The sequence below is a fragment of the Bacteroides salyersiae genome (genome assembly GCF_031172035.1).
GTDB lineage: Bacteria > Bacteroidota > Bacteroidia > Bacteroidales > Bacteroidaceae > Bacteroides > Bacteroides salyersiae.
In genome coordinates, this window is the sequence record NZ_CP133452.1 from 3,623,389 (window position 1) to 3,648,678 (window position 25,290).

General features: G+C 42.8%; 21 protein-coding genes and 1 pseudogene. All 22 read left to right on the plus strand.

The genetic code is table 11. The features are described 5' to 3' along the window. Positions 1 to 20: 20 nt before the first annotated feature. Positions 21 to 1,409: a UDP binding domain-containing protein gene (locus tag RB604_RS13425; RefSeq protein ID WP_007480572.1), complete on the plus strand. Its 1,389-nt coding sequence runs from the start codon at positions 21 to 23 to the stop codon at positions 1,407 to 1,409. A gap of 22 nt (positions 1,410 to 1,431) precedes the next feature. After that, on the plus strand, positions 1,432 to 2,616 hold the full coding sequence (locus RB604_RS13430) for a UDP-N-acetyl glucosamine 2-epimerase (protein WP_007480574.1): 1,185 nt from the start codon (positions 1,432 to 1,434) through the stop codon (positions 2,614 to 2,616). 10 nt (positions 2,617 to 2,626) lie between these two features. After that, entirely contained in the window at positions 2,627 to 3,850 is a 1,224-nt protein-coding gene (locus RB604_RS13435) for a polysaccharide biosynthesis C-terminal domain-containing protein (RefSeq protein WP_007480576.1), read from the plus strand. A 94-nt stretch (positions 3,851 to 3,944) separates the two neighbouring features. Then, the gene (locus tag RB604_RS13440; RefSeq protein ID WP_007480578.1) at positions 3,945 to 5,009 is read left to right on the plus strand and encodes a polysaccharide biosynthesis protein; all 1,065 of its coding nucleotides are present in this window, start codon (positions 3,945 to 3,947) and stop codon (positions 5,007 to 5,009) included. A 763-nt stretch (positions 5,010 to 5,772) separates the two neighbouring features. Beyond that, positions 5,773 to 6,663: a DUF2971 domain-containing protein gene (locus tag RB604_RS13445; RefSeq protein WP_007480579.1), complete on the plus strand. Its 891-nt coding sequence runs from the start codon at positions 5,773 to 5,775 to the stop codon at positions 6,661 to 6,663. 338 nt (positions 6,664 to 7,001) lie between these two features. Continuing rightward, positions 7,002 to 8,558, plus strand: a complete 1,557-nt coding sequence (locus tag RB604_RS13450; protein ID WP_007480580.1) for a lipopolysaccharide biosynthesis protein — start codon at positions 7,002 to 7,004, stop codon at positions 8,556 to 8,558. A gap of 11 nt (positions 8,559 to 8,569) precedes the next feature. Then, entirely contained in the window at positions 8,570 to 9,397 is an 828-nt protein-coding gene (gene rfbF / locus RB604_RS13455) for a glucose-1-phosphate cytidylyltransferase (protein ID WP_007480582.1), read from the plus strand. Between the two features lies 1 nt (position 9,398). Then, on the plus strand, positions 9,399 to 9,806 hold the full coding sequence (locus RB604_RS13460) for a polysaccharide biosynthesis C-terminal domain-containing protein (RefSeq protein WP_007480584.1): 408 nt from the start codon (positions 9,399 to 9,401) through the stop codon (positions 9,804 to 9,806). Between the two features lie 27 nt (positions 9,807 to 9,833). Further along, complete coding sequence (rfbG, locus tag RB604_RS13465) at positions 9,834 to 10,913, plus strand: CDP-glucose 4,6-dehydratase (RefSeq protein WP_007480585.1); 1,080 nt, start codon at positions 9,834 to 9,836, stop codon at positions 10,911 to 10,913. A gap of 336 nt (positions 10,914 to 11,249) precedes the next feature. Then, positions 11,250 to 11,912, plus strand: a pseudogene (locus tag RB604_RS13470) (acyltransferase family protein); the annotation flags it as partial. Further along, a complete protein-coding gene (locus RB604_RS13475) occupies positions 11,909 to 12,826 on the plus strand; it encodes an NAD-dependent epimerase/dehydratase family protein (RefSeq protein ID WP_007480591.1) in 918 nt (305 codons plus the stop codon). The pseudogene RB604_RS13470 and the gene RB604_RS13475, both read left to right, overlap by 4 nt. Positions 12,827 to 12,831: 5 nt before the next feature. Continuing rightward, on the plus strand, positions 12,832 to 13,749 hold the full coding sequence (locus RB604_RS13480; RefSeq protein WP_007480592.1) for a hypothetical protein: 918 nt from the start codon (positions 12,832 to 12,834) through the stop codon (positions 13,747 to 13,749). A gap of 10 nt (positions 13,750 to 13,759) precedes the next feature. Further along, on the plus strand, positions 13,760 to 14,617 hold the full coding sequence (locus RB604_RS13485) for an SDR family NAD(P)-dependent oxidoreductase (RefSeq protein ID WP_007480594.1): 858 nt from the start codon (positions 13,760 to 13,762) through the stop codon (positions 14,615 to 14,617). Positions 14,618 to 14,637: 20 nt separating this feature from the next. After that, positions 14,638 to 16,362: a thiamine pyrophosphate-binding protein gene (locus RB604_RS13490; protein ID WP_007480597.1), complete on the plus strand. Its 1,725-nt coding sequence runs from the start codon at positions 14,638 to 14,640 to the stop codon at positions 16,360 to 16,362. Further along, positions 16,362 to 17,432: a polysaccharide pyruvyl transferase family protein gene (locus RB604_RS13495; RefSeq protein ID WP_007480598.1), complete on the plus strand. Its 1,071-nt coding sequence runs from the start codon at positions 16,362 to 16,364 to the stop codon at positions 17,430 to 17,432. Before RB604_RS13490 ends, RB604_RS13495 begins: the two co-directional genes overlap by 1 nt. A gap of 101 nt (positions 17,433 to 17,533) precedes the next feature. Continuing rightward, positions 17,534 to 18,556 carry an EpsG family protein gene (locus tag RB604_RS13500; protein WP_172680679.1) on the plus strand — a complete coding sequence of 341 codons (1,023 nt, stop codon included), beginning with the start codon at positions 17,534 to 17,536 and terminating at the stop codon, positions 18,554 to 18,556. Between the two features lie 3 nt (positions 18,557 to 18,559). Next, the gene (locus RB604_RS13505) at positions 18,560 to 19,807 is read left to right on the plus strand and encodes a glycosyltransferase family 4 protein (RefSeq protein ID WP_007480603.1); all 1,248 of its coding nucleotides are present in this window, start codon (positions 18,560 to 18,562) and stop codon (positions 19,805 to 19,807) included. A 2-nt stretch (positions 19,808 to 19,809) separates the two neighbouring features. Then, positions 19,810 to 20,868 carry a hypothetical protein gene (locus RB604_RS13510; protein ID WP_055294528.1) on the plus strand — a complete coding sequence of 353 codons (1,059 nt, stop codon included), beginning with the start codon at positions 19,810 to 19,812 and terminating at the stop codon, positions 20,866 to 20,868. After that, a complete protein-coding gene (locus RB604_RS13515; protein ID WP_007480606.1) occupies positions 20,865 to 22,088 on the plus strand; it encodes a glycosyltransferase in 1,224 nt (407 codons plus the stop codon). Before RB604_RS13510 ends, RB604_RS13515 begins: the two co-directional genes overlap by 4 nt. Continuing rightward, positions 22,085 to 23,530: a hypothetical protein gene (locus RB604_RS13520; protein ID WP_007480608.1), complete on the plus strand. Its 1,446-nt coding sequence runs from the start codon at positions 22,085 to 22,087 to the stop codon at positions 23,528 to 23,530. Before RB604_RS13515 ends, RB604_RS13520 begins: the two co-directional genes overlap by 4 nt. A gap of 8 nt (positions 23,531 to 23,538) precedes the next feature. Continuing rightward, positions 23,539 to 25,032, plus strand: coding sequence for an acyltransferase family protein (locus RB604_RS13525; protein ID WP_055294532.1), 1,494 nt, complete (start codon positions 23,539 to 23,541; stop codon positions 25,030 to 25,032). After that, positions 24,995 to 25,279 carry a hypothetical protein gene (locus RB604_RS13530; RefSeq protein WP_147398877.1) on the plus strand — a complete coding sequence of 95 codons (285 nt, stop codon included), beginning with the start codon at positions 24,995 to 24,997 and terminating at the stop codon, positions 25,277 to 25,279. Before RB604_RS13525 ends, RB604_RS13530 begins: the two co-directional genes overlap by 38 nt. Positions 25,280 to 25,290: the final 11 nt, after the last annotated feature.

Genomic DNA, 25,290 nt, shown 5'->3' on the forward strand with positions numbered 1-25,290 from the left:
CTTAGAGAACTAATCAAAATATGAGAGATTTCAAAAATTTACAGATTGCCGTAGCAGGTACCGGCTATGTGGGTTTGAGTATGGCCACTCTTCTGGCTCAACATCATAAAGTAACAGCTGTAGACGTGATTCCCGAGAAGGTTGAGAAGATTAACAATCGCATCTCGCCTATTCAGGATGAGTATATCGAGAAATTTTTTGGAGAGAAGGAATTGAACCTTTCTGCTACCCTCGATGGAGTATCTGCTTACAAGGATGCAGATTATGTAGTCATCGCAGCTCCTACCAACTACGATCCTGTCAAGAACTTCTTCGACACTCATCACATTGAGGATGTCATTGATCTCGTTCTTTCTGTTAATCCCGAGGCAACGATGGTTATCAAGTCAACGATACCGGTTGGCTATTGTCGTTCACTCTATGTGAAGTATGCACAGAAGTTCACTAAGATGGAACCTTTGCCAAATGGCCGTCGTCGTGAGTTCCGTCTGCTCTTCTCTCCCGAGTTCCTTCGCGAAAGCAAGGCTCTCTATGATAACTTATACCCCTCACGTATTATCGTAGGTTATCCCAAGATGATGGGGGCAGAGTGGGAAGAAGAGAATGAAGCCATCCGTCAGATTCAAGGTAATCACATGCAGGAAGCTGCCGAGACTTTCGCAAAGCTCCTCATAGAGGGTGCAGAGGGTCTCTCAGCCGACAATCCCATAATGGAGCAATACAAGGAAACCAAATACATTCCCACACTCTTCATGGGCCTGAAGGAAGCCGAGGCCGTCAAGCTCTTCGCCAACACCTATCTCGCCCTTCGTGTCAGCTATTTCAATGAGCTCGATACCTATGCTGAGATCAAGGGGCTCGACCCTCAGGCAATCATCTCTGGTGTAGGCCTCGACCCACGTATCGGTACTCACTACAACAACCCCAGTTTCGGTTACGGAGGTTACTGTCTACCCAAGGACACCAAGCAGCTTCTGGCCAATTATCAAGATGTGCCCCAGAATATGATGACTGCTATCGTTGAGTCTAACCGCACCCGTAAGGACTATATTGCCGATGCCGTTCTCCGTAAAGCAGGATGGTATGACTATAGTACTCAGAACCAATATGATGGTCAGAAAGAATCCGTTACTATCGGCGTGTATCGACTGACGATGAAGAGTAACTCAGATAACTTCCGCCAGTCAGCTATTCAAGGTATCATGAAGCGAATCAAGGCAAAGGGTGCCAATGTCATCATCTACGAACCCACTTTCAACGATGGCGACTTATTCTTTGGTTCTCGTGTCATCAAAAAACTTGATGAGTTCAAAGTCCTTTCGAATGCAATCATTGCCAATCGCTTTGACGATTGTTTGAGTGATGTGGAAGACAAGGTATATACGCGTGATATCTTTCGTCGCGATTGATAATAAGTGAAAGCAATAAAATATGGAACTCCGTACAGACTATTCAAATGTCAGTTTCCAGAATAATGGTAAGCTGAAGTTACTCATCATTGTGGGTACTCGCCCTGAAATTATCCGTCTTGCAGCAGTGATTAACAAAACACGCCAGTATTTTGACGTTATCCTTGCCCATACCGGACAGAACTATGATTACAATCTTAATGGTGTGTTCTTCAAAGATCTCAAGTTGAAGGATCCTGAGGTTTACATGGATGCTGTGGGTGATGACTTGGGTGCTACCTGTGGTAACATCATCAATGCTTCATACAAGCTCATGGTTGACACCAAGCCCGATGCTGTTCTCGTATTGGGTGATACTAACAGCTGTCTCTCTGTCATTGGTGCAAAGCGTCTACATATTCCCATCTTCCACATGGAGGCAGGAAACCGTTGTAAGGACGAATGTTTGCCCGAGGAGACTAATCGCCGTATCGTCGATATCATCTCTGATGTCAACCTCGCATATAGTGAGCACGCACGTCGCTATCTTGCTGAGTGTGGACTCCCTCGTGAGCGCACCTACGTCACAGGTTCGCCCATGGCAGAAGTACTTCATCAGAACCTTATTGAGATTGAGGCAAGTGACATTCACCAGCGCCTTGGTCTTGAGAAGGGGCGTTATATCCTTCTCTCTGCTCACCGTGAAGAGAATATCGATACCGAGAAGAACTTCCTCTCTCTCTTCAACGCCATCAACACCATGGCAGAGAAATACGATATGCCAATTCTCTATAGCTGTCACCCTCGTTCACGCAACCGTCTTGCAGCCTCAGGTTTTCAGCTTGATCCTCGCGTACAGGTTCAGCAACCCCTTGGCTTCCATGACTACAACTGTCTCCAGATGAATGCTTTCGCCGTAGTTTCTGACTCAGGTACTCTCCCTGAGGAGTCAAGTTTCTTCACCAGCGTAGGCCATCCTTTCCCTGCTGTTTGCATCCGCACCTCAACCGAGCGTCCAGAATCTCTTGACAAGGCTGGATTTATTCTTTCTGGTATTGATACCAATGGTTTGCTACAGAGTGTCGATACTGCAGTAGAACTCGTTAAAAATGGCGATTACGGTACACCGGTACCTAACTACACTGACGAGAATGTCTCAACTAAAGTTGTGAAGATTATTCAGTCGTACGTTGGAGTAGTCAACAAGATGGTTTGGCGTAAATTCTAAAAATTAAATTATGAAAGTATTAGTAACAGGCGCAAAGGGTTTTGTGGGTAAGAACCTTTGCGCTCAACTCTGTAATATAAAAACAGGCAAAGCCAAGTGCTATGGCGACCTTGTCATCGATGAGGTTTTCGAGTACGACATCGACTCCACTCCTGAGCAGCTTGACCAGTGGTGTAAAGACTGCGACTTTGTCTTTAACCTTGCCGGTGTCAACCGTCCGCAGGATCTAAAGGAGTTCATGGAAGGTAACTTTGGCTTTGCCACCGTCCTCTTGAATACCCTCAAGAAGTACAAGAACAACTGTCCGGTGATGATCTCTAGCTCTATTCAAGCCACCCTCGCTGGCCGCTTTGGCACCAGCGAATATGGTAAGAGCAAGAGGGCAGGTGAGGAGTTGATGTTCCAGTATGGCAAAGAGACAGGCGCCAAAGTCCTCGTCTATCGCTTCCCGAATCTCTACGGTAAGTGGTGTCGTCCCAACTACAACTCAGCTGTCGCTACCTTTTGTAACAACATCGCCAATGACCTCCCCATCACCGTCAACGATCCCACCGTCGATATGGAGCTCCTCTACATTGACGACCTCGTGGAGGAGATGATCTGCGCCCTCAAAGGTGAGGAACATCATTGCGAATTCGATGGCGTTGAAACTGTTCTTACACAAGAGGGACGCTATTGTGCAGCTCCAATAACCCATCATGTCAAACTCGGAGAGATTGTAGACCTCCTCTGTCAGTTCCGCGATATGCCGAAGACACTCATAATTCCTGAGATTCCTTCCGATAGTTTCGCAAAGCGTCTCTACAGCACCTACCTTAGCTATCTCCCTAAGGACAAGGCCATCTTCGACCTCAAGATGAATGTCGATAATAGAGGTAGTTTCACCGAACTCATCCACACCCTCAACTGTGGTCAGGTCAGTATTAATATCTCCAAACCTAGAATTACTAAGGGCGAGCACTGGCACCACACCAAATGGGAGCAGTTTATCGTAGTCTGCGGTCATGGACTCATCCAACTTCGCAATGAAGCTGACCCTAATGCTGAGATTCTCGAATATGAAGTGTCGGGTGAGAAGATTCAGAGTGTAATCATGCTCCCCGGTTACACCCACAATATCATCAACCTCTCCGATACCGAAGATCTCGTAACAGTAATGTACTGCAATGAGAACTTCAATCCAGAGAGACCAGATACCTTTTGTGATAAGGTTGCGGTTAAGCGAGAGCAATGATAAAAAAAATGCATAGCGGAGTGCTAGTAAGCTTGGTATAGTCAAAGTGGTAAAAGAGTAAAGATAAAAACCATATAATAAACAGATAATAATTATGAGCATTTTTGCAGGTAAAACCCTTATGATTACCGGTGGTACAGGATCATTCGGTAATGCAGTTCTCAATCGATTCCTTAAGACCGATATCGCTGAGATTCGTATCTTCTCTCGCGATGAAAAGAAGCAGGATGATATGCGTCATGAGTATCAGGCAAAATGCCCTGAGTACGCAAGCAAGATTAAGTTCTTTATTGGTGACGTTCGCAATCTTCAGTCGTGCAAGAACGCAATGCCAGGTGTTGACTACATCTTCCATGCAGCTGCATTGAAACAGGTTCCTTCTTGCGAGTTCTTCCCTATGGAGGCGGTTAAAACTAACGTCATTGGTACTGACAATGTACTTACTGCTGCTATCGAAGCTGGTGTTGGTGCAGTAATCTGTCTCTCTACCGACAAGGCTGCTTATCCCATCAATGCCATGGGTATCACCAAAGCCATTGAGGAAAAGATTGCAGTTGCTAAGTCACGCTATTCGGGCAACACTAAGATTTGCTGTACACGTTACGGTAATGTAATGTGCTCACGTGGTTCGGTTATTCCTTTGTGGATTGACCAGATCCGTAACGGCAACCCTATCACCCTCACCGAACCTAAAATGACTCGCTTTATCATGTCTCTCGAAGAGGCAGTTGACCTCGTTCTCTTCGCATTTGAACATGGTCAGAACGGTGACATTCTCGTTCAGAAAGCACCAGCCTGCACCATCAAGACTCAGGCTGAGGCTGTTCGCGACCTTTTCAAGCATCAGGCCCCCAACGATGTCGAGCCTGAGATCAAGATCATTGGCATCCGCCATGGCGAGAAGCTTTACGAGACCCTCCTCACCAACGAAGAGTGCGCCAAGGCAGAAGACATGGGCAACTTTTATTGCGTTCCTGCCGACAACCGCACACTCAACTACGATCAGTACTTTACCGAGGGCGATGTAAAGCGTTGCGAGCTATCTGAGTTCAATTCAGATAACACCACCCGTCTCAACCTTGAAGAAACGAAAGCAAAAATCGCATCATTGGAGTATATACAGAACGAGTTGAATGGTGTCGCTAACTTGGCGAAGTAAATAAGGTTAAGCGTGCGCACAGGTGAACACAATCGTGTTGATGTTCGATATATTCGCACGTTACAAATACAAGTATATTAACAGTTTACAATATACCACACATACTTTATCTATCATCCGATAAGTTAGAATACATAGGCTGCGGAGCCAATGGAAAGCTCTATCGCGTTCTCAAGGAGGAATCGGGATATACTCTTTCTGCTGTAGTAAAATCTGGAATCTGCAATTCTGAGAAGATACTTGAAAACTATAATGCATTAAAGTATTGTGCTGTATTGTGTTTAGCTTTTATGGAGGAGTGCAGACTCGACGATAAACCTGCAATCCTTATGGAAGACCTATCTACTGACAGTGTAGTGTACGTGTCACTCAAATAGCGTAAGGAATGGATATAGAGATAATGCGCCGAAGAGTTACTTGCTGAATCATAAAATCTCGGATATCGCAAACTTAGACAACATAATTGAACAACCCCAAGATTTAGTTTACTGTATCGGTTGCAAAGGCGTTGAACTCAGTATGGATACGATTTTCTTTGGTGTAAACCGAGGGGAATCAGCCCCACGACTCAGTTACAAGATCGTTGATATCGACGGAATGATTGTCGACCCTACATGCGATAAGTCACATCTAAAAGATTATAATGCCAAAGAGATAAAGTTTGTACTTCACTGTTCATCGAATACTTTGTTGAGACTGGAGAGCGGAAAACAGCAATGTTGAACAAACTAAAGGACGTTGAATTGTAAAAATTGATAGACAGATGCGAAATCTACAAACTATGTTTCTCTTGCAGGAGTCTGAAGACCCGCATTATGACTTGGATATTGCAATGGAGTCCATAATGGATGGCAATGCATATGACACACATTTTCACATGCTTCGTCTTATTTGCGATGAATTATCACAGATTCCTGATGAGAAAACTCCATGCTCGTTTCTTCGCTTTTCCGGCATAGCCAACAAGAAAGGCTATAAAGAACTAAAGAAAGATATTCAGTTGGGACGTTTGACACTATCAAATCCTTTCAAGTTCAATGATCCGATGGATCCAATCATTAAGGTGTGGATAGACTTGCAAAAGAAAGACTCATGGGACAAGCAAGATAAGAAACTATTCAAGGCTGCACGTAATGCACTCAAGAATCTTCGTATCTGCTGTTTGGCTGATCCAAACAAATTGAAGGATAAGCTCCCTCTCATGTGGTCGCATTATGCAGATAGTCACAGAGGTATTGCGATAATGTACAAGATAACAGATTTGACACTTCGGCAACATAACTATGATAACCATCTCCTTCGCTTGTGCAAAGTAGCATACCGAGACCGTAAGACAATGAGTGATTACATAACAATTGACAATGCCCTTTTAGCAAAAGGAGATTGCTGGAGTTACGAAGCTGAACATCGTCTGCTTTATTTCTCGACCGAAGATAATGAGTTTAAGCAACTCAATGAAAAAACTCAGAAGGAGGAACGTAAGGACTTTATATCACTCGATGGTTTTGAAATCGAAGCTGTGTATCTTGGTACTCAGATAAACCCATATCAAGAATCAGAGATTCGTGCGATAGCGGCTCAAAGAGGTATTCAAGTCAGGAAAATGAAATACTCTCCCTCAGACATCACACATCTGGTGTTTGATGAAAACTAATACTCTTGACCACTACTGTTCACTTTAACGGGATAGTAGTGTATCAAAAAGCAAAACAGGATTCATTTTTCTCCTACGTTTTTCCTTCTTTGGCTGCACCACACCAGATGTGGAATCAATAGAACCAAGAGAGAAACAAGACTCCGTATTGAGCACAGGCGGTTTCCTCTTCGATACAGAGGACGATCCCCGATTATGAGATTCCGCTATAATCCGTGGAATTTGAAAAATTACTATTCAAATTTACAAAATAGGGCGTGCGGATTCAAAGGTCTAAATTCTGCATAATAATACAATCGATTATGAAACGCGCTTTATTCAGTAGACAATTACAATAAATGTCGGACAATTCTGCAAATAAACGTATAGCAATAAATGCAGCGGTATTATATATTAAACTGATAATTACCATTGTAGTAAATTTTACGGTAGCTAGACTGGTTCTTGATGCTATTGGTGCAAGCGATTATGGACTCTATAATGTGGTCGGAGGTATTGTTGCAATGCTGAACATATTAGGATCTTCAATGGTTGCAACCTCGTACCGTTATATGGCAGTAGAAATTGGTAAGGGATCAGAAGGTAATCCTAACAAGGTGTACAACACTATCTTTATAATTCATGCTGCCATTGCAGTCTTGCTACTGCTGATTGGAGAAACTCTTGGTATATTTTATGTTGAGAACTATTTGAATGTAGATTCAGAAAAAATACCAGATGCTCTATTTGTATTACATCTTAGTTTATTGACTACAGCGTTTGCAGTAATTGCCGTACCTATGCACGGATTGATTATTGCCAGAGAGAAATTCCTGTTCACTTCAGTTGTCGAAATACTTAGTGTTCTTATGAAATTGGGATTCATAACAGCACTTATGTTTATGACAGGAAATCGGTTACGAATATATGCGGTGATGTTAGCAATTATTCAGTTAGCCAGCCCTGTCGCATATCAGATATATTGTACAATAAAAGATCGTGAAGTTGTTATATGGAACTTTAACCACAATAAAGAAGACTACAAAGGTGTAATCGGGTTTGCATGGTGGATGTTTGTCGGAACTACTGCTGTTATGGGGCGAACACAAGGTGCAGCCATGATTATCAATTTATTCTTTGGTACCATTTTAAATGCGGCATTTGGACTTGCCAATCAAGTTAATAGCGCAGTAGTCCAGTTTACATCTACCCTGAGGCAGGCAGCTATCCCACAAATTATGAAGAATCAGAACGGAAACGAAAAACGTTCCTTGTCTCTGGTTTATGCAATGTCTCGTTATTCTTACCTTGCTATGAATATCATGGCTATTCCTTTGTTGTTTTGTATGGAAGATGTGTTAGACCTTTGGTTGGGAAAGAATATTCCGGAATACACGATCATATTTGTCATCTTTATGCTTATCAACGGTATGGTTAGCAACCTCGGTGCAGGATTTGATGCAAGCATTCAAGCGACAGGAAAGGTAAAAAAGAATCAAATGGGATATAGTCTGATAGGACTTTCATTACTACCGATTATATTCATCTTATATAAGTTGGGATGTCCTCCTTACATTAATGTGATAGTGATGGTATTGCTGACAATAGCTACTCTTGTCTTCCAGATTTACATTATGAAGGAATTGACCAGTTTCAGTATTTCGGAGTATATCAAACAGACGCTCATTCCATCTTTGTCTTCAACGGCGGCAGTAGTATTGATGCTACTTCCTATTAGGTATTTCTTCCCTCATACAATGGTCGCAACATTCCTGTTTTTGGGCGTGAGCGTTGTTTTCACAGTCCTGACAATATTCTACTTCGGCATGAACAAGAATGAGCAGACAATAATCAAAAATCTCATACGAACAAAAGTGCTCAAAAAAGTACCTATTCAAAACAAAGTCAATAATTAAAGCGTATCAATATGAAAGTAGTTCTTCTTGCCGGTGGCTTCGGCTCCCGCATCTCTGAGGAATCTCAGTTCAAACCAAAGCCAATGATTGAGATAGGTGGCATGCCTATCCTTTGGCACATTATGAAAGAGTATGCTTACTACGGTCATACTGAGTTTATCATCTGCGCTGGTTACAAGCAGGAGTATATCAAGGAGTGGTTCGCTAACTACTTCCTTCATAACTCTGATGTCACTTTCGATTACCGTAATGCTAAGAACGAGATGATCGTTCACCAGACCAATATGGAGCCTTGGAAGGTGACTGTAGTCGATACCGGCTACAACACGATGACTGGAGGCCGTATCAAGCGCATCCAGAAATATGTGGGTAATGAGCCTTTCTTCATGACCTACGGCGATGGCGTGTGTGATGTAGAGATAGATAAGCTTATTGAGTTCCATAAGAGCCATGGCAAGCTCGCTACTCTTACAGCAGTAAAGATGGCTCAGGATAAGGGGGTGTTGGAGATCGAGGAAGGTACAGTTAAGTCTTTCCGCGAGAAGAATGCAGCCGATGGGGCTCCTATAAATGCAGGTTATATGGTGCTTGAACCTCAGGTATTCGACTTTCTAAAAGGTGATGATGCTTGTATCTTTGAGAAAACGGCCCTCGTGAAACTTGCAGAACAAGGCGAGTTGATGTCATACGTACACACTGGTTTCTGGCAGTGTATGGATAATATCCGAGAAAAGAACATGCTTGAGAAACTGCTTGCAGAAGATAAGGCTCCTTGGAAGCGTTGGGACAGAAGTGTTCCTAATCTTGAGTATCGTAACCGTATGACAAAGGGGGAATAATATGGCTCAGATCGAAAAAGTACATGTCATCCAGCGCAGATTGATTACTGATGATAGAGGTTGGTTTCTAAAGGTTATCACAGGAACAGAGGAGGGCATTCCTTCTCATACAGGTGAAGTCTATCTCACCATGGGTGAACCTGGGCAGGCTAAGGGTGGCCATTATCATCCTGAGGCTGTTGAGTGGTTCACCATCATCGATGGTAGTGCTGTTCTCAAATTGGAGGACATGGAGACCCACGAGCGCAAAGACATTGAGATGTCGCTCGAAAAGGCAATTACTGTCTTCATCCCCAACAATGTGGCTCATGTGGTGGTAAACAATAGTGATAAGGACTTTATCCTCTTGGCTTATACCGATAAGCTCTATGATCCAAAGGATACCATCGCTTACGAGATAAAATGTTAATGGTTTGATAGATAAAATGTTAAAGAAATGAACATCGATATATTTAAAGGTTTCTTCAAAGGCAAGAGGGTGCTTGTAACGGGCCACACCGGTTTCAAAGGCTCTTGGCTGTGCATTTGGCTCCATGAACTCGGAGCAGAAATAGTGGGTATAGGTCTCGCCCCATTCTCGGAGCGTGACAACTTTGTACTCTCTGGTATCGGCAGTAAGATTAAGGCAGATATTCGTGCCGACATTCGCGATGGCGAGAAGATGAAGCAGATTTTTGCTGAGTATCAGCCTGAGATTGTCTTCCATCTTGCAGCTCAACCTCTCGTTCGTCTCTCTTATGAGATACCTGTGGATACCTATGAAGTGAACGTGATGGGTACTATTCACATTATGGAGGCAATTCGTGCCACCAAGAGCGTGAAGGTGGGTGTGATGATTACTACCGATAAATGTTACGACAACTGCGAGCAGTTGGAGGGTTATGTTGAGACCGATCCTTTCGGAGGTTACGATCCATATTCTTCTTCTAAGGGAGCTTGTGAGGTGGCTATCCAGAGCTGGCGTCGTTCGTTCTTCAATCCTGAGGACTATGGCAAGAAGCATACCGTATCGCTTGCATCGGTTCGTGCAGGTAACGTGATTGGTGGTGGCGATTGGGCAAAGGATCGCATCATTCCTGACTGTATTCGTGCCCTCGAAACTACCCAGGTTATCGACATCCGTTCGCCTAAGGCTGTTCGCCCTTGGGAACACGTTCTCGAACCTCTCTTTGGCTACATGCTATTGGCTCAGAATATGTGGGACAATCCAACAGAATATTGTGAAGGATGGAACTTCGGTCCTGAGCAGGAGAGTGTTCTAACCGTATGGGAGGTAGCAACTGCCATCATTGAGAACTTTGGCTTTGGTGAGTTGAAGGACGTATCTGCTCCTAATGCACTTCATGAAGCAAATCTCCTGATGCTCAACATCAATAAAGCAAAGACCCGCCTCGGTTGGTATCCTCGCTTGAACGCAAAACAGACTGCTGTATTGACCTCCGATTGGTACAAACGCTATAAGACAGAAAATGTATATGACCTCTGTGTGGAGGAGATTAGCAAGTTTATTGGATAATGGTGGACTCCAGACTATCATACGTAGATACTGCAAAGTTCTTGGCAATATGGTTTGTGATTATCTCCCATAGTTGTATGAAATCAAGCATCTGCTACTTTTTGTTTGCATTCCATGTTCAACTATTCTTTATGTTGTATGGCTTTGTGCATAAAACGAAAAGCAATCAGAGTTTGATGGAATATCTAATTGTTGGTGGTAAATTGTTGATATATAGAGTGCTATTTCCGTTCTTTCTGCTTGCATTCATACTAGGAATTCAAATATCTCCAAGTTCCGTAATGCATATTGCGTATGGAAGCATTCAATCATTGAGTTTTATTACTTCTTACACACCTATGGTTTCTTCCTTGCTATTTTGTGGCAGTATTGCTGTACAATTCTCTATCTATAGTTAATGAAAAACGTAAGTGGTTAATGCCTGTAGGAGTTGTCCTGTTAACCGTTTTCTCTGCCTATTTCAGCAATGAAAGAACTCCAAAGATGGGAATGCCTTTCAGTTTCAATGTAGCTTGTTCAGGTGTTACCTTTATGTATATTGGACATCTAATTCGAGTACTATTAGATAAAGCCCCCAAAGTCATTGATAACAAAATCAAAATTTCAGGAGCTATTATCATACTCATGCTAATGGGTACACTCTTCTTTGAACTCAATGGAGGATGTAACCATCTAACCGCCATGTCTTATGGGAGTTATGGTAACTATATCTATTTCATATTGTCGTCAGTCTTGCTCGGAAGTGCTACATTGCTGATTGCATTATTGATAGATAATCCACTGTTTGCTAAGTACGGTAAGTTGACATTACCGATATATGCTTTCCATCTTCTTGTAGTGGGTGCAGTCAATATGGTATATACTCATGGCATCGCGCTTTATTTAGGATCATATAACCTTAAGGCTATTGTCGTAGGATCTGTATCTCTGATAGCTACTTGTTCTATTATTCCAATTATTAGAGCAATTGATTCAAATCTAATTGGTGAACATAAATGAAAATTTCAATCATTGGTGCTAACGGAATGCTGTCCGTTGCACTCACAAAATATTACAATGTCAAAAAGGGAGTGACTGTAGATGTCTATGGTCTTGACGTACCTAAAGGCTACGAGTGCGATAACTTCTATCAGGTGAACCTCCTGAAAGATAAGCTTGATTACGATAAGCTTGTAGCTTCTGATGTTATCGTATATGCTTCAGGTGCCGGTGTTCAGGCTGCATTGCAGACAGATTCCTCTCTGATGTATGCGCTCAACGTGAATGCGCCTATCGAAATGACGCTCCAGTTGAAGAAGTACAATTACAAAGGCATTTATGTGTCTTTCGGTTCGTACATGGAGATTGGTCTGAATGGAGAAAACGGCAAGGCATTTACCGAAGAAGAGGTAATCTGCTCTACTCTTCCTGTTACCAATGACTATGGACTGAGCAAGCGCCTATATAGTCGTTACATGATGGATTTTTCGGCAGATTTTACTTTCTATCATTTCATCCTTCCTAACATGTTCTCGGAGGATGATCTGAAGCCTGGAACCCGTCTTGTGCCTTACACTCTCCAGTATTTGCAGGACTACAATGCAGGCAAGAATGTTCAGGTTCCAAGTTTTAGCGCTGGTCTCCAGACTCGTCAGTTCATTACTCTTGAGGAAATGATTCAGACTGTTGATAAGGCTGTCTGCAAGTATATCGTTTCAGACGTATATAATATGGGCGGTGGCGAGTTCCTGAGCATCCGCCACCTCATTGAGCGTCTTTTTGCAATCTACAACGTTCCTTGTAAAGATGAGTTCTTTGGTCAGGAGATTCGTCGCGATGGTGATATCAAGAGCCTGCGCATTGATGGTAGCAAGTTAATGAACGAGTTAGGTGCTTTACCTAATTCAAAAATAGAAGACATCTTCAAAATCTAACTAACATGGTAGAAACTCCCGTACTCTTTGTAACCTTCGTCCGACCGGATTATGCTCGTCAGACCTGGGAGGGCATTAAGGCAACCAAGCCCAAGACACTCTATTTCTACTCAAACAAAGGAAGAGCAGAGAAGGAAGGTGAGGTTGAGCGCAACAACGAGATTCGCTCCTATATCAATGAGATTGATTGGGATTGCGATTTGCATATCTTCTTCCGTGAAGAGTGTGTCAATGTGTATGACTCCCTTCGTGGTGCCATTGACTGGCTTTTTGATAATGAAGAGAGAGGAATAATCTTAGAAGAGGATTGTGTTCCCACTAAAGCTTTCTTCAGCTTCGTTGATCAGATGATAGAGAAGTTTAAGGAGGACAAAAGAGTATGGTGCATCAGTGGAGATAATATTATTAAGCAGAACCCTTCGGGGTATGACTATATGTTTTCTCATCTACATGCTATGTATGGGTGGGCTTCTTGGCGAGATAGATGGAGAATGGTAAATTGGGATCATCTATATATCAAAGAGACTATAGACGAACATATTTATTACCGACTCTTTAAAACTAAAGAGCAAGCAAAGGCAAAAGAAAAAGCTCTCTCTAACATGGAGGATATGCTTTATCGTACAAAGTGTTGGGATTACATTTTCGGCCTTTGTATGGATCAATATCATGCTCTAACTGTACAACCTAAGGAACATCTTGTGAAGAACATAGGTGTGACTGGTCAGCATCATACAAAGGCAAAAGTGAGTCAGTATAATTGTGAACCAAACCCCAGTGCTGAGGAATACGTTATAGCCAAAGAACCACCTTTCGTATTTGCCGATTTTGAACACGATTATCTTACATACTGCCAACTTTTGAGGAAACCATCATTTTTCAAAAGAGTGAAGAACAGATTGAGCTCATTGTTTGAAAGATAAATTATTCAATATGAAACTATCGTCGATATACAAAAAAATTGAAGACTTATTTCGTCCCAAGAAGATAGTGAACGTTACAGTCTCATCTTTGGCTTCCAACGAGATGCTTAAAGGCCGATGCGCTTTGATTACTGGTGGCACAAGTGGAATAGGTTTCTCTATTGCAGAGGCTTTTGTCAACTCTGGTGCGTCTGTTATTATTACGGGTCGCACACAGGATAGAATAGATGCTGCTGTTGCAAAACTTTCTAAGGGAAAAGCTTTTGGTATTGTATTAGATAATACTCAGGTTGGCACTTTTGAAAGCAAGCATACAGAAATGCTTGAAATGGTTAAAAAAGCAGGGATCTCACAAATTAATATCTTGGTGAATAATGCAGGTGTTAATAGTAAAGGAATGCCAAATGCGACCGTAGAAGAGTATGATAAGATACTTGACACTAACCTTAAAGGTGTATTCTTTCTCTCTCAGCTATTTGGAAAATACTTTGTGAAAAACGGTATTAAAGGCAATATTCTGAATATTGCATCTGCATCTTCATTTCGTCCGGCTGATTCTGCTTATTCAGTAACTAAATGGGGGGTAAGAGGTTTGACACTTGGACTTGCTAAAGCTCTCGCTAAGAATGGCGTTACGGTGAATGGTATTGCTCCTGGTCCAACAGCTACACCAATGTTACTCAAAGGAGATGATGTCAATATGAATCTCGATCGAATTCCATTAGGTAGGTATATTACTCCAGAAGAGATCGCAAATATGGCAGTAGTTTTAGTTAGCGACATGAGCCGCTCTATCATGGGAGAGATAATCTTCATGACGGGTGGTGCTGCTAACCTTACATTTGATGATGTAAAGTACGGATTCTAAGATCTTATAACAATACAAATATGTATACTATACAAGAAAACGTTCGTATCGTTATTTCTCTGTTTAAGCAGTATAACGTGCGCCATATTGTAATTAATCCGGGTGGAACCAACATCTCTGTTGCGCAAGCTATTCAAGATGATCCATTCTTTAAATGTTACTCTGTTCCAGATGAGAGAAGTGCAATGTATTTTGCCATCGGCCTTCATCTGCAGACCGGTGAGGTTATTGCGACCTCATGCACCAGCGCTCAAGCAACTCGAAACTATATTCCTGGTCTTACAGAAGCATTTTACAAGCATACTCCAATTATTGCCCTTACGACAGCAAAGCTTGAACGATTCCAGTATCAGGACTATATGCAGGCACCTGATCAGTGCTCTTTGCCTAAGGATTGTGTAAAGAAATCTTTTGACCTTCCTCCTGTTACAGATGAGAATACACGTTTGCAAGTATGTCATAATGCAAAGGAGGCTATACTTGAAGCAACTCATAGAAACCCTGGCCCAATTCAGTTGAATCTTAGAATCGTTGATAGCTTTCAGGGAAAATTTGAGGATGTTCAACTACCTTCAATTCGTCTGCTTAATCGTTATATGGCTTGGGATGAGTGGCCTTCTTCAAATCTTGGAGACCAGAAGATACTTGTAGTGGTGGGTGAGCATCGTCCGTTTACAGACCGGCAGCAAGCAGCGCTTGACAGTTTCTGTGAGAATCACAATGCAGTAGTCTATGTAAACCATCTTTCCAACTGTTCGGGTAAGTATAGTCTGCAGGCTAATATGCTTGTTTCCTGCGGTGGATTTGCCAAAGTTAAGCCTGATATACTCATTACAATAGGAGGTCAGACCGGCGATTATCCAATCTATGGAGCTTTGTGCAATATGGGAGCAGGGGAGCATTGGAGAGTTGCTGAGGATGGTGCATATGTTGATACATACGATCATTTAACCAAAATATTTGAATGCCCAGATTATTTCTTCTTCGAGAAAATGGCTCAGAATTCAACTTGTAGCCATTCGTACTATGAGGAGTGGAAGGCGCTTAATGATACTATCAATTTTGATGTAGAACTGCCTATGTCAAATTTGTATGTAGCACAACAGATGCATAAGAGAGTTCCACACAATAGTATCATGAATTTTGCCATTCTCAATAGCCTTCGCTGCTGGAGTTATTTTCCATTGGATCCTTCCATTCAAGGCTATGGCAATGTGGCAGCTTTTGGCATAGATGGATGCAACTCAATGCTCATTGGCGAGAGCATGAATACCGATGAGCTTTGCTTCATTGTCACAGGTGATCTTGCTTTCTTTTATGACATGAACGCTCTTGGTATTCGACACATCAAGAACAATGTTCGTGTGCTACTCATTAACAACGGAGGTGGTGCAGAGTTCAAGATTATGACACGTAACTGGGCTGAGAAAGTCAGCGTGGATAACTTTATTTCCGCTAACGGTCATAATGGGTCTGCAAAAGGTTGGGCTGAGAACTGCGGCTTCACTTATATAGGAGTAAACACTAAGGAAGAAGTAAACAATGCAATTGAAGGATTTACTTCTGTTTCTGACAAACCTATCTTAATGGAGGTGTTTACCAAGGAGGAAGATGAAGTGCTTGCAATGGTCACGTTCGTACGCACAAATGCCATAACAACTGCAGGAGGTAAGCTTCGCCAGATAGTAGGTAATGTGGTAGGCAATAAAGGAATTGAAATACTCAAAAAGGTAATCAAGCGATAATGGATATAAAGAGATTATATATCGGCTTTAAGAACAGAATCAACTATCATCGTGTCATCCGAACTGAGATGGCATTGATAAACAGTGTTCAGCCATCGGATAAATGTCGAGTCTTTTACTTGGGTATCACACCTCATTCAAATTTAGGTGATATGGCTCAACACTACTGTATTTGCAAGTGGATTGAAGAGAATTATTTCGATTACGAACTGCTGAAGTTTGAAGCCAAAACTGTAGTTGATTCACAAGCAGGATTCATCAAGTGTCTGAAGGCTGCCTATACAGGCAAAGACATCATTGTGTTTCAGAGTGGTTACACTACTCAGGATTTGGGAGGTCAGCATGAGTTAATGCACAGATTGGTGATTGATGCTATACCTGATGCTCATATCTTGATGATGCCTCAGACCATCTATTTCCAACACGAAGAGAACAGAAAGCGATGTGCAGAGAATCACAGCAAAGCAAAGAGGATGCTCTTCCTTGCCCGGGACTTCGTTTCGTTTGAGCAGGCAAGGGCAATGTTTAAGGGTATTAAGTTAGCCGCTTTCCCTGATATTGTCACCACTTTGATAGGTACTTTGTCGTTCAACAATGCAAGAAATGGAGTGTGCTTATGCCGTCGAAATGACGCGGAGAAATATTATTCTGACGAGGAACTGAATAAGCTTGTTTCTAAGATTGAAGAAACTGACAAGGTAACAGTAACAGATACCTCAATCAAGGAAAACTACATCAAGGTTCGTAATAACAAGCAGTTCTATATAGAGCGCGAAATCGAGAGATTTTCACACTATAAGGTTACAATCACTGATCGTTACCATGGCACTATCTTCTCTTTGGTTGCAGGTACACCAGTCATCATTATCAAAACCACTGACCATAAAGTTACCACAGGAGCAGATTGGTTTAAGGGAGTATATGATGATTATGTATATGTGGCGAATAATCTTGACGAAGCATTCAAACTGTACAAAGAGATTGTTGCAAAATCGCTTGATCACAAGTTGTCTCCATATATGAAAGAGCATTACTACGATAAACTCAAGGAGATATTTGAGACTTTATAATAAACACGACATAATACTAAGGTATGTACGTATTACTATTTTTTAGTTTATTCACAATTCTATTGACACATTTGGAGTCAAAAGGCCAACTAAAAAATGGTATGGCTATTGGTTTTGTGATAATGACAATACTTGCTGTAATTAGATATGATTATGGTAATGACTATATGAATTACTATCGTTCATATTTGTTTATCATTAGTCATGATTTCAGTTTTAGTATTGAGAAATTAACGGATATATTTCGCGAACCAGGATGGACTTTCATAAATTTTCTTTTTAAGCCATTCGGAGAATCTGGTTTCTTTATAATGGTGGCAACCTTAGCCATTTTTCAGAATTGGGTTTATTACAGGTTTGTAAAGGGTTATGTGCCAATAGAATATAGATGGTTTGCGGTTTTTGTTTATCTATTTAATACATCTCTTTATGTATTGAATATGTCTATGCTAAGACAAGGATTAACCATTACTATGCTTGTCTTTTGTATACCATATATTCTAGAAAAGAAATGGCTTAAGACAGCACTAATTTTCATATTATTCTCAACGGTACACTCTTCTGTAAAGTTCTTAATTCCATTCGCCTTCTTTGGCTTTTTAAAATTCTCTGAACGTAGGACATGGATTATTCCTGCAGTCTATGCTGTGTGTTTTGGAGTCTTTGTTATGAGTAGGGACTTAATAGATCAAACTTTGATGTTAGTTTCAAATGTGGAGGAGATGCAAGAATACGCTGATACATACATTAAGGACGATGTTGAAAATTCTTTTAAGTTAGGACTTGGTTTCATAATAAACTCTATTCCTTTTGTTACAGCAATTTTGTTTATGCTTAGGTCAGATGCATCACAAGAAGTTAAAATTCTTGTGTCACTTGCGTGTGTGGGTTCTGTAATTTCCCCTTTTGGTCAGGTAACTCAGATTATAACGCGAATTGCTTACTATTTCCAAGCGGTAGGCGTGGCTACTATACCAATAGTCTATTATTGGTTTAAACCAATACCCCGTCATCTACTTATAGGTATATACATTATGATTATGATGTATAGCTATTGGGTATTCTTCCATAGTCCTACATGGTTTGATCATTACTATAACTATACTACTCTGTTTTCAATGTAACCGATGAATATTCTTTGGATTACTAATATCTTACTACCTGAAACCACAGCTCTTTTGACTGGTAATTCTGTTCATAAGGGATCTGGCGGATGGTTGGTGTCTTCATCACAAGCCTTGATAGATAGTGGTGAGGTGAAGCTTTCGCTCGTATCTGTATCACCTAAAGTGAAGGAACTAACCGAACTGAAGGGCAAGGAAATGACGTACTATGTGTTGCCTCGATGCAGCAAGGTGGAATACTATGAGTCTCTGATGAAGGAGGTGAGCAAGCGTGTGCAGCCGGATCTCGTACATATTCACGGAACAGAATGGCCTTACGGACTGGCATATATGAATGCATGCACTACGAAGAATGTGCTGATCTCTATTCAGGGTGTACTCGGAGTGATTGCAGATTGCTACATTGATGGTTTGTCGAAGTGGCAGATTGTACGCAATATCACCATCCGAGACCTTAGGTTGAAAACCATACTCGGAGAGAAACAAGATTATGAGAAGCGAGCCGGATATGAGACATTAGCACTCAAGAAAGCTAAGTATGTGATTGGCAGAACTTCGTTTGACAAGCAGTATGTAATGTCAGTCAACCCAGAGTTGAACTATCATTTCTGCAATGAGTCTCTTCGCGAAGAGTTTTATCAGAGCCAATGGGAATATGTGAAATGTACACCACATACCATCTTCCTAAGTCAGGCAAACTATCCTATCAAGGGCCTGCATCAGATATTGCGTGCGCTCCCGATGGTGATAGCAAAGTATCCCAACGTAAAGGTAAGGATAGCGGGAACAGACATCACTCTTCATAAGACGATGGCAGAAAAGATGAAATATAGCGGCTATGGTAAGATTATCTACAAGCTTATCCGCAAGTATCACTTGGAGAGCGTAGTAAGTTTTACTGGACTATTGTCTGCACAGGAGATGGTGGATGAACTCTTGAAGAGTAACCTTTATGTTTGTCCTTCATCTTGCGAAAACAGTTCTAACTCTATTGCAGAGGCTCAGATATTGGGTGTGCCTTGTCTGGCTTCTCGTAGGGGTGGTAATCCAGATATGATTCCCGATGGTGAGTGCGGTCAGTGCTTCGAGTTTGATGACATCGAAGGTCTCGCTGAGAGCATTTGCAATATGTTCGAGGTATCAAAGAGCTTCGATAATACGCACGTTCGTGAAATGGCAATAGCTCGTCATGATCAAACAACAAACCTCAAAGCTACATTAAGCATCTACAAATCCATAATAAACGGATAACTATGGCAAGCAAAATCTGTATAATAGGTACATCAAACATAAAGCATATCTCGCTGATTTCGCTCTACACCAAATACTTTGACCAGCATGGAATGGCATATGACATCATTTATCTGGACCGATATGGCATAGAAGAGAAGACAACGGCAGCCAATGTGTATCGCTACACAGAGTCAAACGCCCAGGGTAAGATTGGTAAATTGAAGATGTTCATGCATTTCCGCCGATATACCAAGAAGATCCTACGCGAGAACAAGTATGAGTACGTCATCACTTGGCAGACCACAGGAGCTTATCTCTTTGCCGATATGCTGCTCCGTTGGTTCAAGAACCGCTATGTAGTGAACGTGCGCGATTATGTGGTGGAGAATAACTGGTTTTTTCACAGTTTGCTAAAGAGGTTGGTGAAGAACGTACTCTTCGTGACTATCTCATCTGATGGTTTTCGTTCGTTCCTGCCCAAGGGGGAATACATCAAGGTGAATAGTGTGAACGAAGATCTGCTGGAGAACCTGAAAGGAAGACCACAGAACAGCGGTAAGCCCATCAAGATAGGTTTTGTGGGTAACTGTCGTTATTTCCGCGAGAGCTATAAGTTGATAGATGCCTTGGCCAACGATGAGCGCTTTGAGCTCTGGTATTGCGGTACCAATTCGGATGTACTGAAAGAGTATGCTGACAGCAAGGGAATCTGGAATGTGAAGACAATGCCGACATTCGATCCGAAGGCAACTGTGGATATAATGGCGGGGTTCGACTTTGTGAATAGTGCCTTTGGCAATGATGCTATGGACAACAGTACCCTGATGCCTATCCGACTCTATACGGCTCTGGCTATCCACCGTCCGATGTTGGTGAGCAGCAACACGCAACTGGCCAAGGAAGTGACGAAAGGCAAGATTGGCTATGTGATAGAGGACTTTGCAACCTTGGCTGAAAGCCTCTATACCTACCACCAGAGTCTGGACTTTGAGGTGCTATCGGAGACTTGTGATGCTTACCTCCAGACTGCCCGAAAGGAGAATGAAGTATTCTATGCAGCAGTAAACAGAATGAAATGAGCAAGAAGAAACTGCACATATACTATTTCTCAACAGCATTGTCTGACGAGATCTACGATGGGATAGTCCGCGAGAGCAAGCGCTTCAAGCCTACCTTCTCGGGTGTGGGCTTTGACCGCAATGTGGCTTTGGGGCTGTCGGAACAGGTGGAGATAACCGGTGTGTCGCTTTATCCGATACCGAGTTATCCGAAATTCAGCAAACTGAGGAAGGAATCTCACTCATACAAGATTGGTAACTTCGAGTGCAAGGTGCCTTCGATGGTGAGTTTGCCTATCGTGAAAGAGTATGAATATGGTTGGTCAGCCTACTGTGCGGTAAAGAAGATGATGCGCAAGGATGAGGAGAATGTCATCCTGATCAGCGGTCTGTATCGTAGTCTGATTCGTCCTGCTAAATGGTTGAAGTGGAGCTATGGTGTACCTGTGTTTGCAATTGTGCCTGATTTGCCCGAGCTGATGATCACCTACCGCAAGGACTACTCGAAGATGCGTCAGATGTTGAACGATATGGACATGAAGCGTGCGATGAAGTACCGCGATGCTGTAGATGGTTTTGTGGTGCTGAGTGCCTTCATGATTCCGGTGGTAAATCGGCATAACCGCCCATGGACGATACTTGACGGCCTCTGTAACCTGACTGCCATTGACCAAATCAAGGCAGAGAAGTCGGTAGAACGCTTCATCCTGTATGCAGGTAAGATAAGCAGCACTTTCGGAGTGGATAAGCTGGTGGAGGGATTCTTGGATGCAGGACTGAAAGATGTGAAATTGGTGCTTTGTGGCGATGGTGATTATACGCTTGCCCTCAGAGAGAAGGCTGCCAATTACCCTCAGATAGACTTCAGGGGTACGGTTTCGCACGATACGGTATTGGCTCTTGAAAAATCTGCCACTCTGTTGGTTGACCCTCGGCCGATAGACAGCGAGATAGCCAAGATGTCGTTCCCATCGAAGATTATAGAGTATATGGCAAGTGCTACCCCCGTATTGGTGTCGAACATCCCAAGCTTTGCGCCTGAATACCGTCAGCATCAGTATCGCATAGAGGAGGTGAGCGCCAAGGGAATTGAGAATGCCCTCCGAGAGGTGTTCAGTCATACGGATGAGGAGTTGACTGCTTTGGGTGCATCGGCACGTCAGTTTATATTGGAGAACAAAACTATTCAGAAACAATGTGAGAAGGTGATAGACCTGATCCGTTCGGTAGTGAGAGAATGAAAATAGGAAGAAATCAATATCTGATTGTCCCATGGGATATGGAAAATAAGTTCGAGTATGACCAGATGCTGGAACTTGGACATTATCATGTGCTTTTGGGCGAGAGGACTCAATGCAAATACATTTGGTCGGTAGAACGCGAATGGCTGCTGATAGGCTATGCCATAGATGCACAACATCCGCAGGACGATGAGGGGAAGATGCTCACTCGTTTGGATGAAGGTTGCGATAAGAACCTTTGCAACCTTGCCGACCAGACACTCTATTGGGGTGGACGATGGGTGCTATTCTCGCTTCGTGGTAGCAGCCTCTCGGCAATAACCGACTGTTGCGGTTTGAAGCAACTGTTTCACGGATGCAATGTGTTTGGTTCGCAAAGCCGATATGTGGCCATGGCTATTAATGCCGAGGCTGATGTAGAGGCTGAAAACTACATCAAGCAGACGATGGCGAATGACAAGGAATACGCTTGGCCACTGGATGTTACACCATATAATAACATAAAGCGTCTGCTGCCCAATCATATTTACGACAAGGGGCAGATACAAAGAATCCAACCTCGGGAGCATTTCTCGGGTATGAGACAGGAGAAGCGAGTATGTGCTGTTGCAGACCTCTTGAAGAAGATGATACAGGCGGCTTCCTGCCGCACAAATCTGGCAGTAACGCTAACGGCCGGATGGGATTCGCGACTGGTGCTGGCGGCATGTGATGAGGTGAAGGAGAAAATTGATGTGGTAACGTTGAAGTACCACCACATTGCTGATAGCCATATCGACATACAGATCCCGAAGCATCTTTGCGAGAAATATGGCTATATACACAAGACTCTACCATGCAAGTCGCTGGAGACGGATTTTGTAGAGGCATATAAGGTACATTCGGAGAATGCACACGAGTACTGGATGCAGATGACTCAGAGTGTGCGCGACTATGGTTATGAGGATTGGTTCTGGACGAAGGGCTCGTGCAATGAGGTGAGTCGTAACAGCTCTGGCATTCTCTATGATTGGCAGGTGAATACTCGCGTGTTGAGTAAGTTGTATGGGGTGTTATCTTGTGATTACTCAAAGGCGATTATTGGCAAATGGCTTGAAAGCGCCAAGGTGTATACAGCTGAAACCGGTTATTCGGTTTTGGATTTGTTCTACTGGGAGCATCGTTTGGGTAGTTGGTTAGCAGAATGCCTGAATGAAGCGGATGTGGTTGGCGAGACGTTTACGCCTTTTTCAGTCAGAGCCTACTTCGAGTTGATCAAGGATGTGCCGGTTTCGGAACGTATCTCGCCCGATTACCATTTCTTTGGTGAAGTGCTGAAGGCAAGTGGTATGTCGCTCGACATGCCTGTGAACCCACACAGATACGATTCTCTTTCGGCAAAAATGAAATGCCTGCTGAAGAACAAATGGCATTTGCTTTATGGAATGATATTAAGTAGATAAACAAAAAAATGAGAAACAGATATTTTGACGTACTGAAAGCGATAGCCATCATTGCGGTTGTGCTATACCATCTGGGTATATGTGAGTATGGCTATCTGGGTGTGGATATATTTCTCGTTATAGCAGGCTTTTTTACATCTCAAAGCGTTGAAAAGCATGTGGTTAATAAGGGTGGGTATTTGTGGTTCGTTGAAAACAGAGTATTCCGCCTTTGGCCGCTTCTGCTACTGGCTGGTGTAATGTGCTTGGGGTGGGGCTGGCTGATGATGCTGCCCGATGACTTTGAGAATACAGCTCAGTCTATTGTTGCCACCAACTTCTTTGGCAACAACGTTCTGCAATCCATCACCACCAAGAACTATTGGGATGTGGTGAATGAGTACAAACCACTGATGCACACTTGGTATGTAGGTCTGATCATGCAGTTCTACATCATCGTGCCTATGCTACTTTTTGCTGTGGGCAGATGGGTGAAGGATGTAGACAAGAGGAAGAAGGTCAACATCACCTTAATGGCATTGATGGGTATGGCCTCATTGGTCGGATATCTGACAGAAGGTAATGCTGCTGCCAAGTTCTATTATTTGCCTTATCGCTTGTACGAGTTCTGTGCCGGTGGGTTGGTGTTCTACCTCTTTGGTAACGTCCGGAGAATACAAGATAAGATCGTATGGACAAATATCGGTTTCGTAATCGTTTATCTGGCTGTCGTTGCACTCCTGTTTGTTGATGCGGAATACGTGTCCCGTCCTGCAAAGTTGCTTTCTACGGTTGCTTTGTCATCGGTTTTGATGGTGCAGATGCCAAGGGTGGAATGGGCGAAAGGAAAGGTGTTTTCAAACAAATGGGTGGCTGCCATTGGTACTGCAAGCTTCAGTATCTTCGTATGGCATCAGGTGGTGTTGGCACTTATCCGCTATTCGTTTACCAACAAACTGACGGAAGTACTTCCTTTGCTCGCTTTCTTCGGTATAACAGCCGTTTTGTCTGTTCTTTCGTACAGGTATGTGGAGCAGATGAAGAAGACAAAGCTCGCATGGGTATTGACCGGATTGATGTTAGTAGTGACTACAGGTGCTTCGCTCTATATCTACAAGAATGCAGGTGTAGTGCGCGATGTGCCTGAGCTGGAGGTTGTGAAGGGTAATGTTCACAGAGGGATGTGGGCAGAGTATTGCGACAGAGTGAAGTGGTATGACAGAGATTATCCTGAGACTGACAAGACGAAATGGTATGTGATAGGTAACAGTTTTGGGCGCGACCTTGTAAATATTATCCTTGAGAGTCCTATAGCCGATAAGGTAGAGATTGGGTACTCTGAGAGTTTGGATAATAGAGAACACAGATTGAGAGAGGTCGATGTGCTCTTTATTTCTACCAAGGGTGTAACAGAGGAACTGATAGAAAAGGTGAAGTCGATGCTGGAAGATCATACCAAACTCTATGTGGTAGGCGAAAAGAACTTTGGCGAGAACAACACAGGTGTATCGCCACAGGTTTGAGGACGACTACCTACAGCTGACGGTAGAGATGGAAGACGGATATGACGAAATGAATGAAAGGTTAAGAAAGAAATATGCAGATATTTATATTGATATGATTGCTATGGTGCAGAAGCAAGATGGCAGAATGCCGGTGTTCTCTGACGATGGACGATTCATTAGTCAGGATTGCCGACACTTGACTAAGGCTGGTGCGCAATATTATGCAAAACTGATGGATTGGAACAGGTTCTTGGAAAGAAGATAGGTTTCAATCCA

Coding starts and splice junctions, on each gene's coding strand:
- RB604_RS13475 (WP_007480591.1), top strand. CDS start 11,909: ATGAAAATTTCAATCATTGGTGCTAACGGAATGCTGTCCGTTGCACTC.
- RB604_RS13480 (WP_007480592.1), top strand. CDS start 12,832: ATGGTAGAAACTCCCGTACTCTTTGTAACCTTCGTCCGACCGGATTAT.
- RB604_RS13515 (WP_007480606.1), top strand. CDS start 20,865: ATGAGCAAGAAGAAACTGCACATATACTATTTCTCAACAGCATTGTCT.
- RB604_RS13500 (WP_172680679.1), top strand. CDS start 17,534: ATGGCTATTGGTTTTGTGATAATGACAATACTTGCTGTAATTAGATAT.
- RB604_RS13445 (WP_007480579.1), top strand. CDS start 5,773: ATGCGAAATCTACAAACTATGTTTCTCTTGCAGGAGTCTGAAGACCCG.
- RB604_RS13490 (WP_007480597.1), top strand. CDS start 14,638: ATGTATACTATACAAGAAAACGTTCGTATCGTTATTTCTCTGTTTAAG.
- RB604_RS13450 (WP_007480580.1), top strand. CDS start 7,002: ATGTCGGACAATTCTGCAAATAAACGTATAGCAATAAATGCAGCGGTA.
- RB604_RS13460 (WP_007480584.1), top strand. CDS start 9,399: ATGGCTCAGATCGAAAAAGTACATGTCATCCAGCGCAGATTGATTACT.
- RB604_RS13505 (WP_007480603.1), top strand. CDS start 18,560: ATGAATATTCTTTGGATTACTAATATCTTACTACCTGAAACCACAGCT.
- RB604_RS13510 (WP_055294528.1), top strand. CDS start 19,810: ATGGCAAGCAAAATCTGTATAATAGGTACATCAAACATAAAGCATATC.
- rfbG (WP_007480585.1), top strand. CDS start 9,834: ATGAACATCGATATATTTAAAGGTTTCTTCAAAGGCAAGAGGGTGCTT.
- RB604_RS13485 (WP_007480594.1), top strand. CDS start 13,760: ATGAAACTATCGTCGATATACAAAAAAATTGAAGACTTATTTCGTCCC.
- RB604_RS13425 (WP_007480572.1), top strand. CDS start 21: ATGAGAGATTTCAAAAATTTACAGATTGCCGTAGCAGGTACCGGCTAT.
- RB604_RS13430 (WP_007480574.1), top strand. CDS start 1,432: ATGGAACTCCGTACAGACTATTCAAATGTCAGTTTCCAGAATAATGGT.
- rfbF (WP_007480582.1), top strand. CDS start 8,570: ATGAAAGTAGTTCTTCTTGCCGGTGGCTTCGGCTCCCGCATCTCTGAG.
- RB604_RS13440 (WP_007480578.1), top strand. CDS start 3,945: ATGAGCATTTTTGCAGGTAAAACCCTTATGATTACCGGTGGTACAGGA.
- RB604_RS13435 (WP_007480576.1), top strand. CDS start 2,627: ATGAAAGTATTAGTAACAGGCGCAAAGGGTTTTGTGGGTAAGAACCTT.
- RB604_RS13525 (WP_055294532.1), top strand. CDS start 23,539: ATGAGAAACAGATATTTTGACGTACTGAAAGCGATAGCCATCATTGCG.
- RB604_RS13520 (WP_007480608.1), top strand. CDS start 22,085: ATGAAAATAGGAAGAAATCAATATCTGATTGTCCCATGGGATATGGAA.
- RB604_RS13495 (WP_007480598.1), top strand. CDS start 16,362: ATGGATATAAAGAGATTATATATCGGCTTTAAGAACAGAATCAACTAT.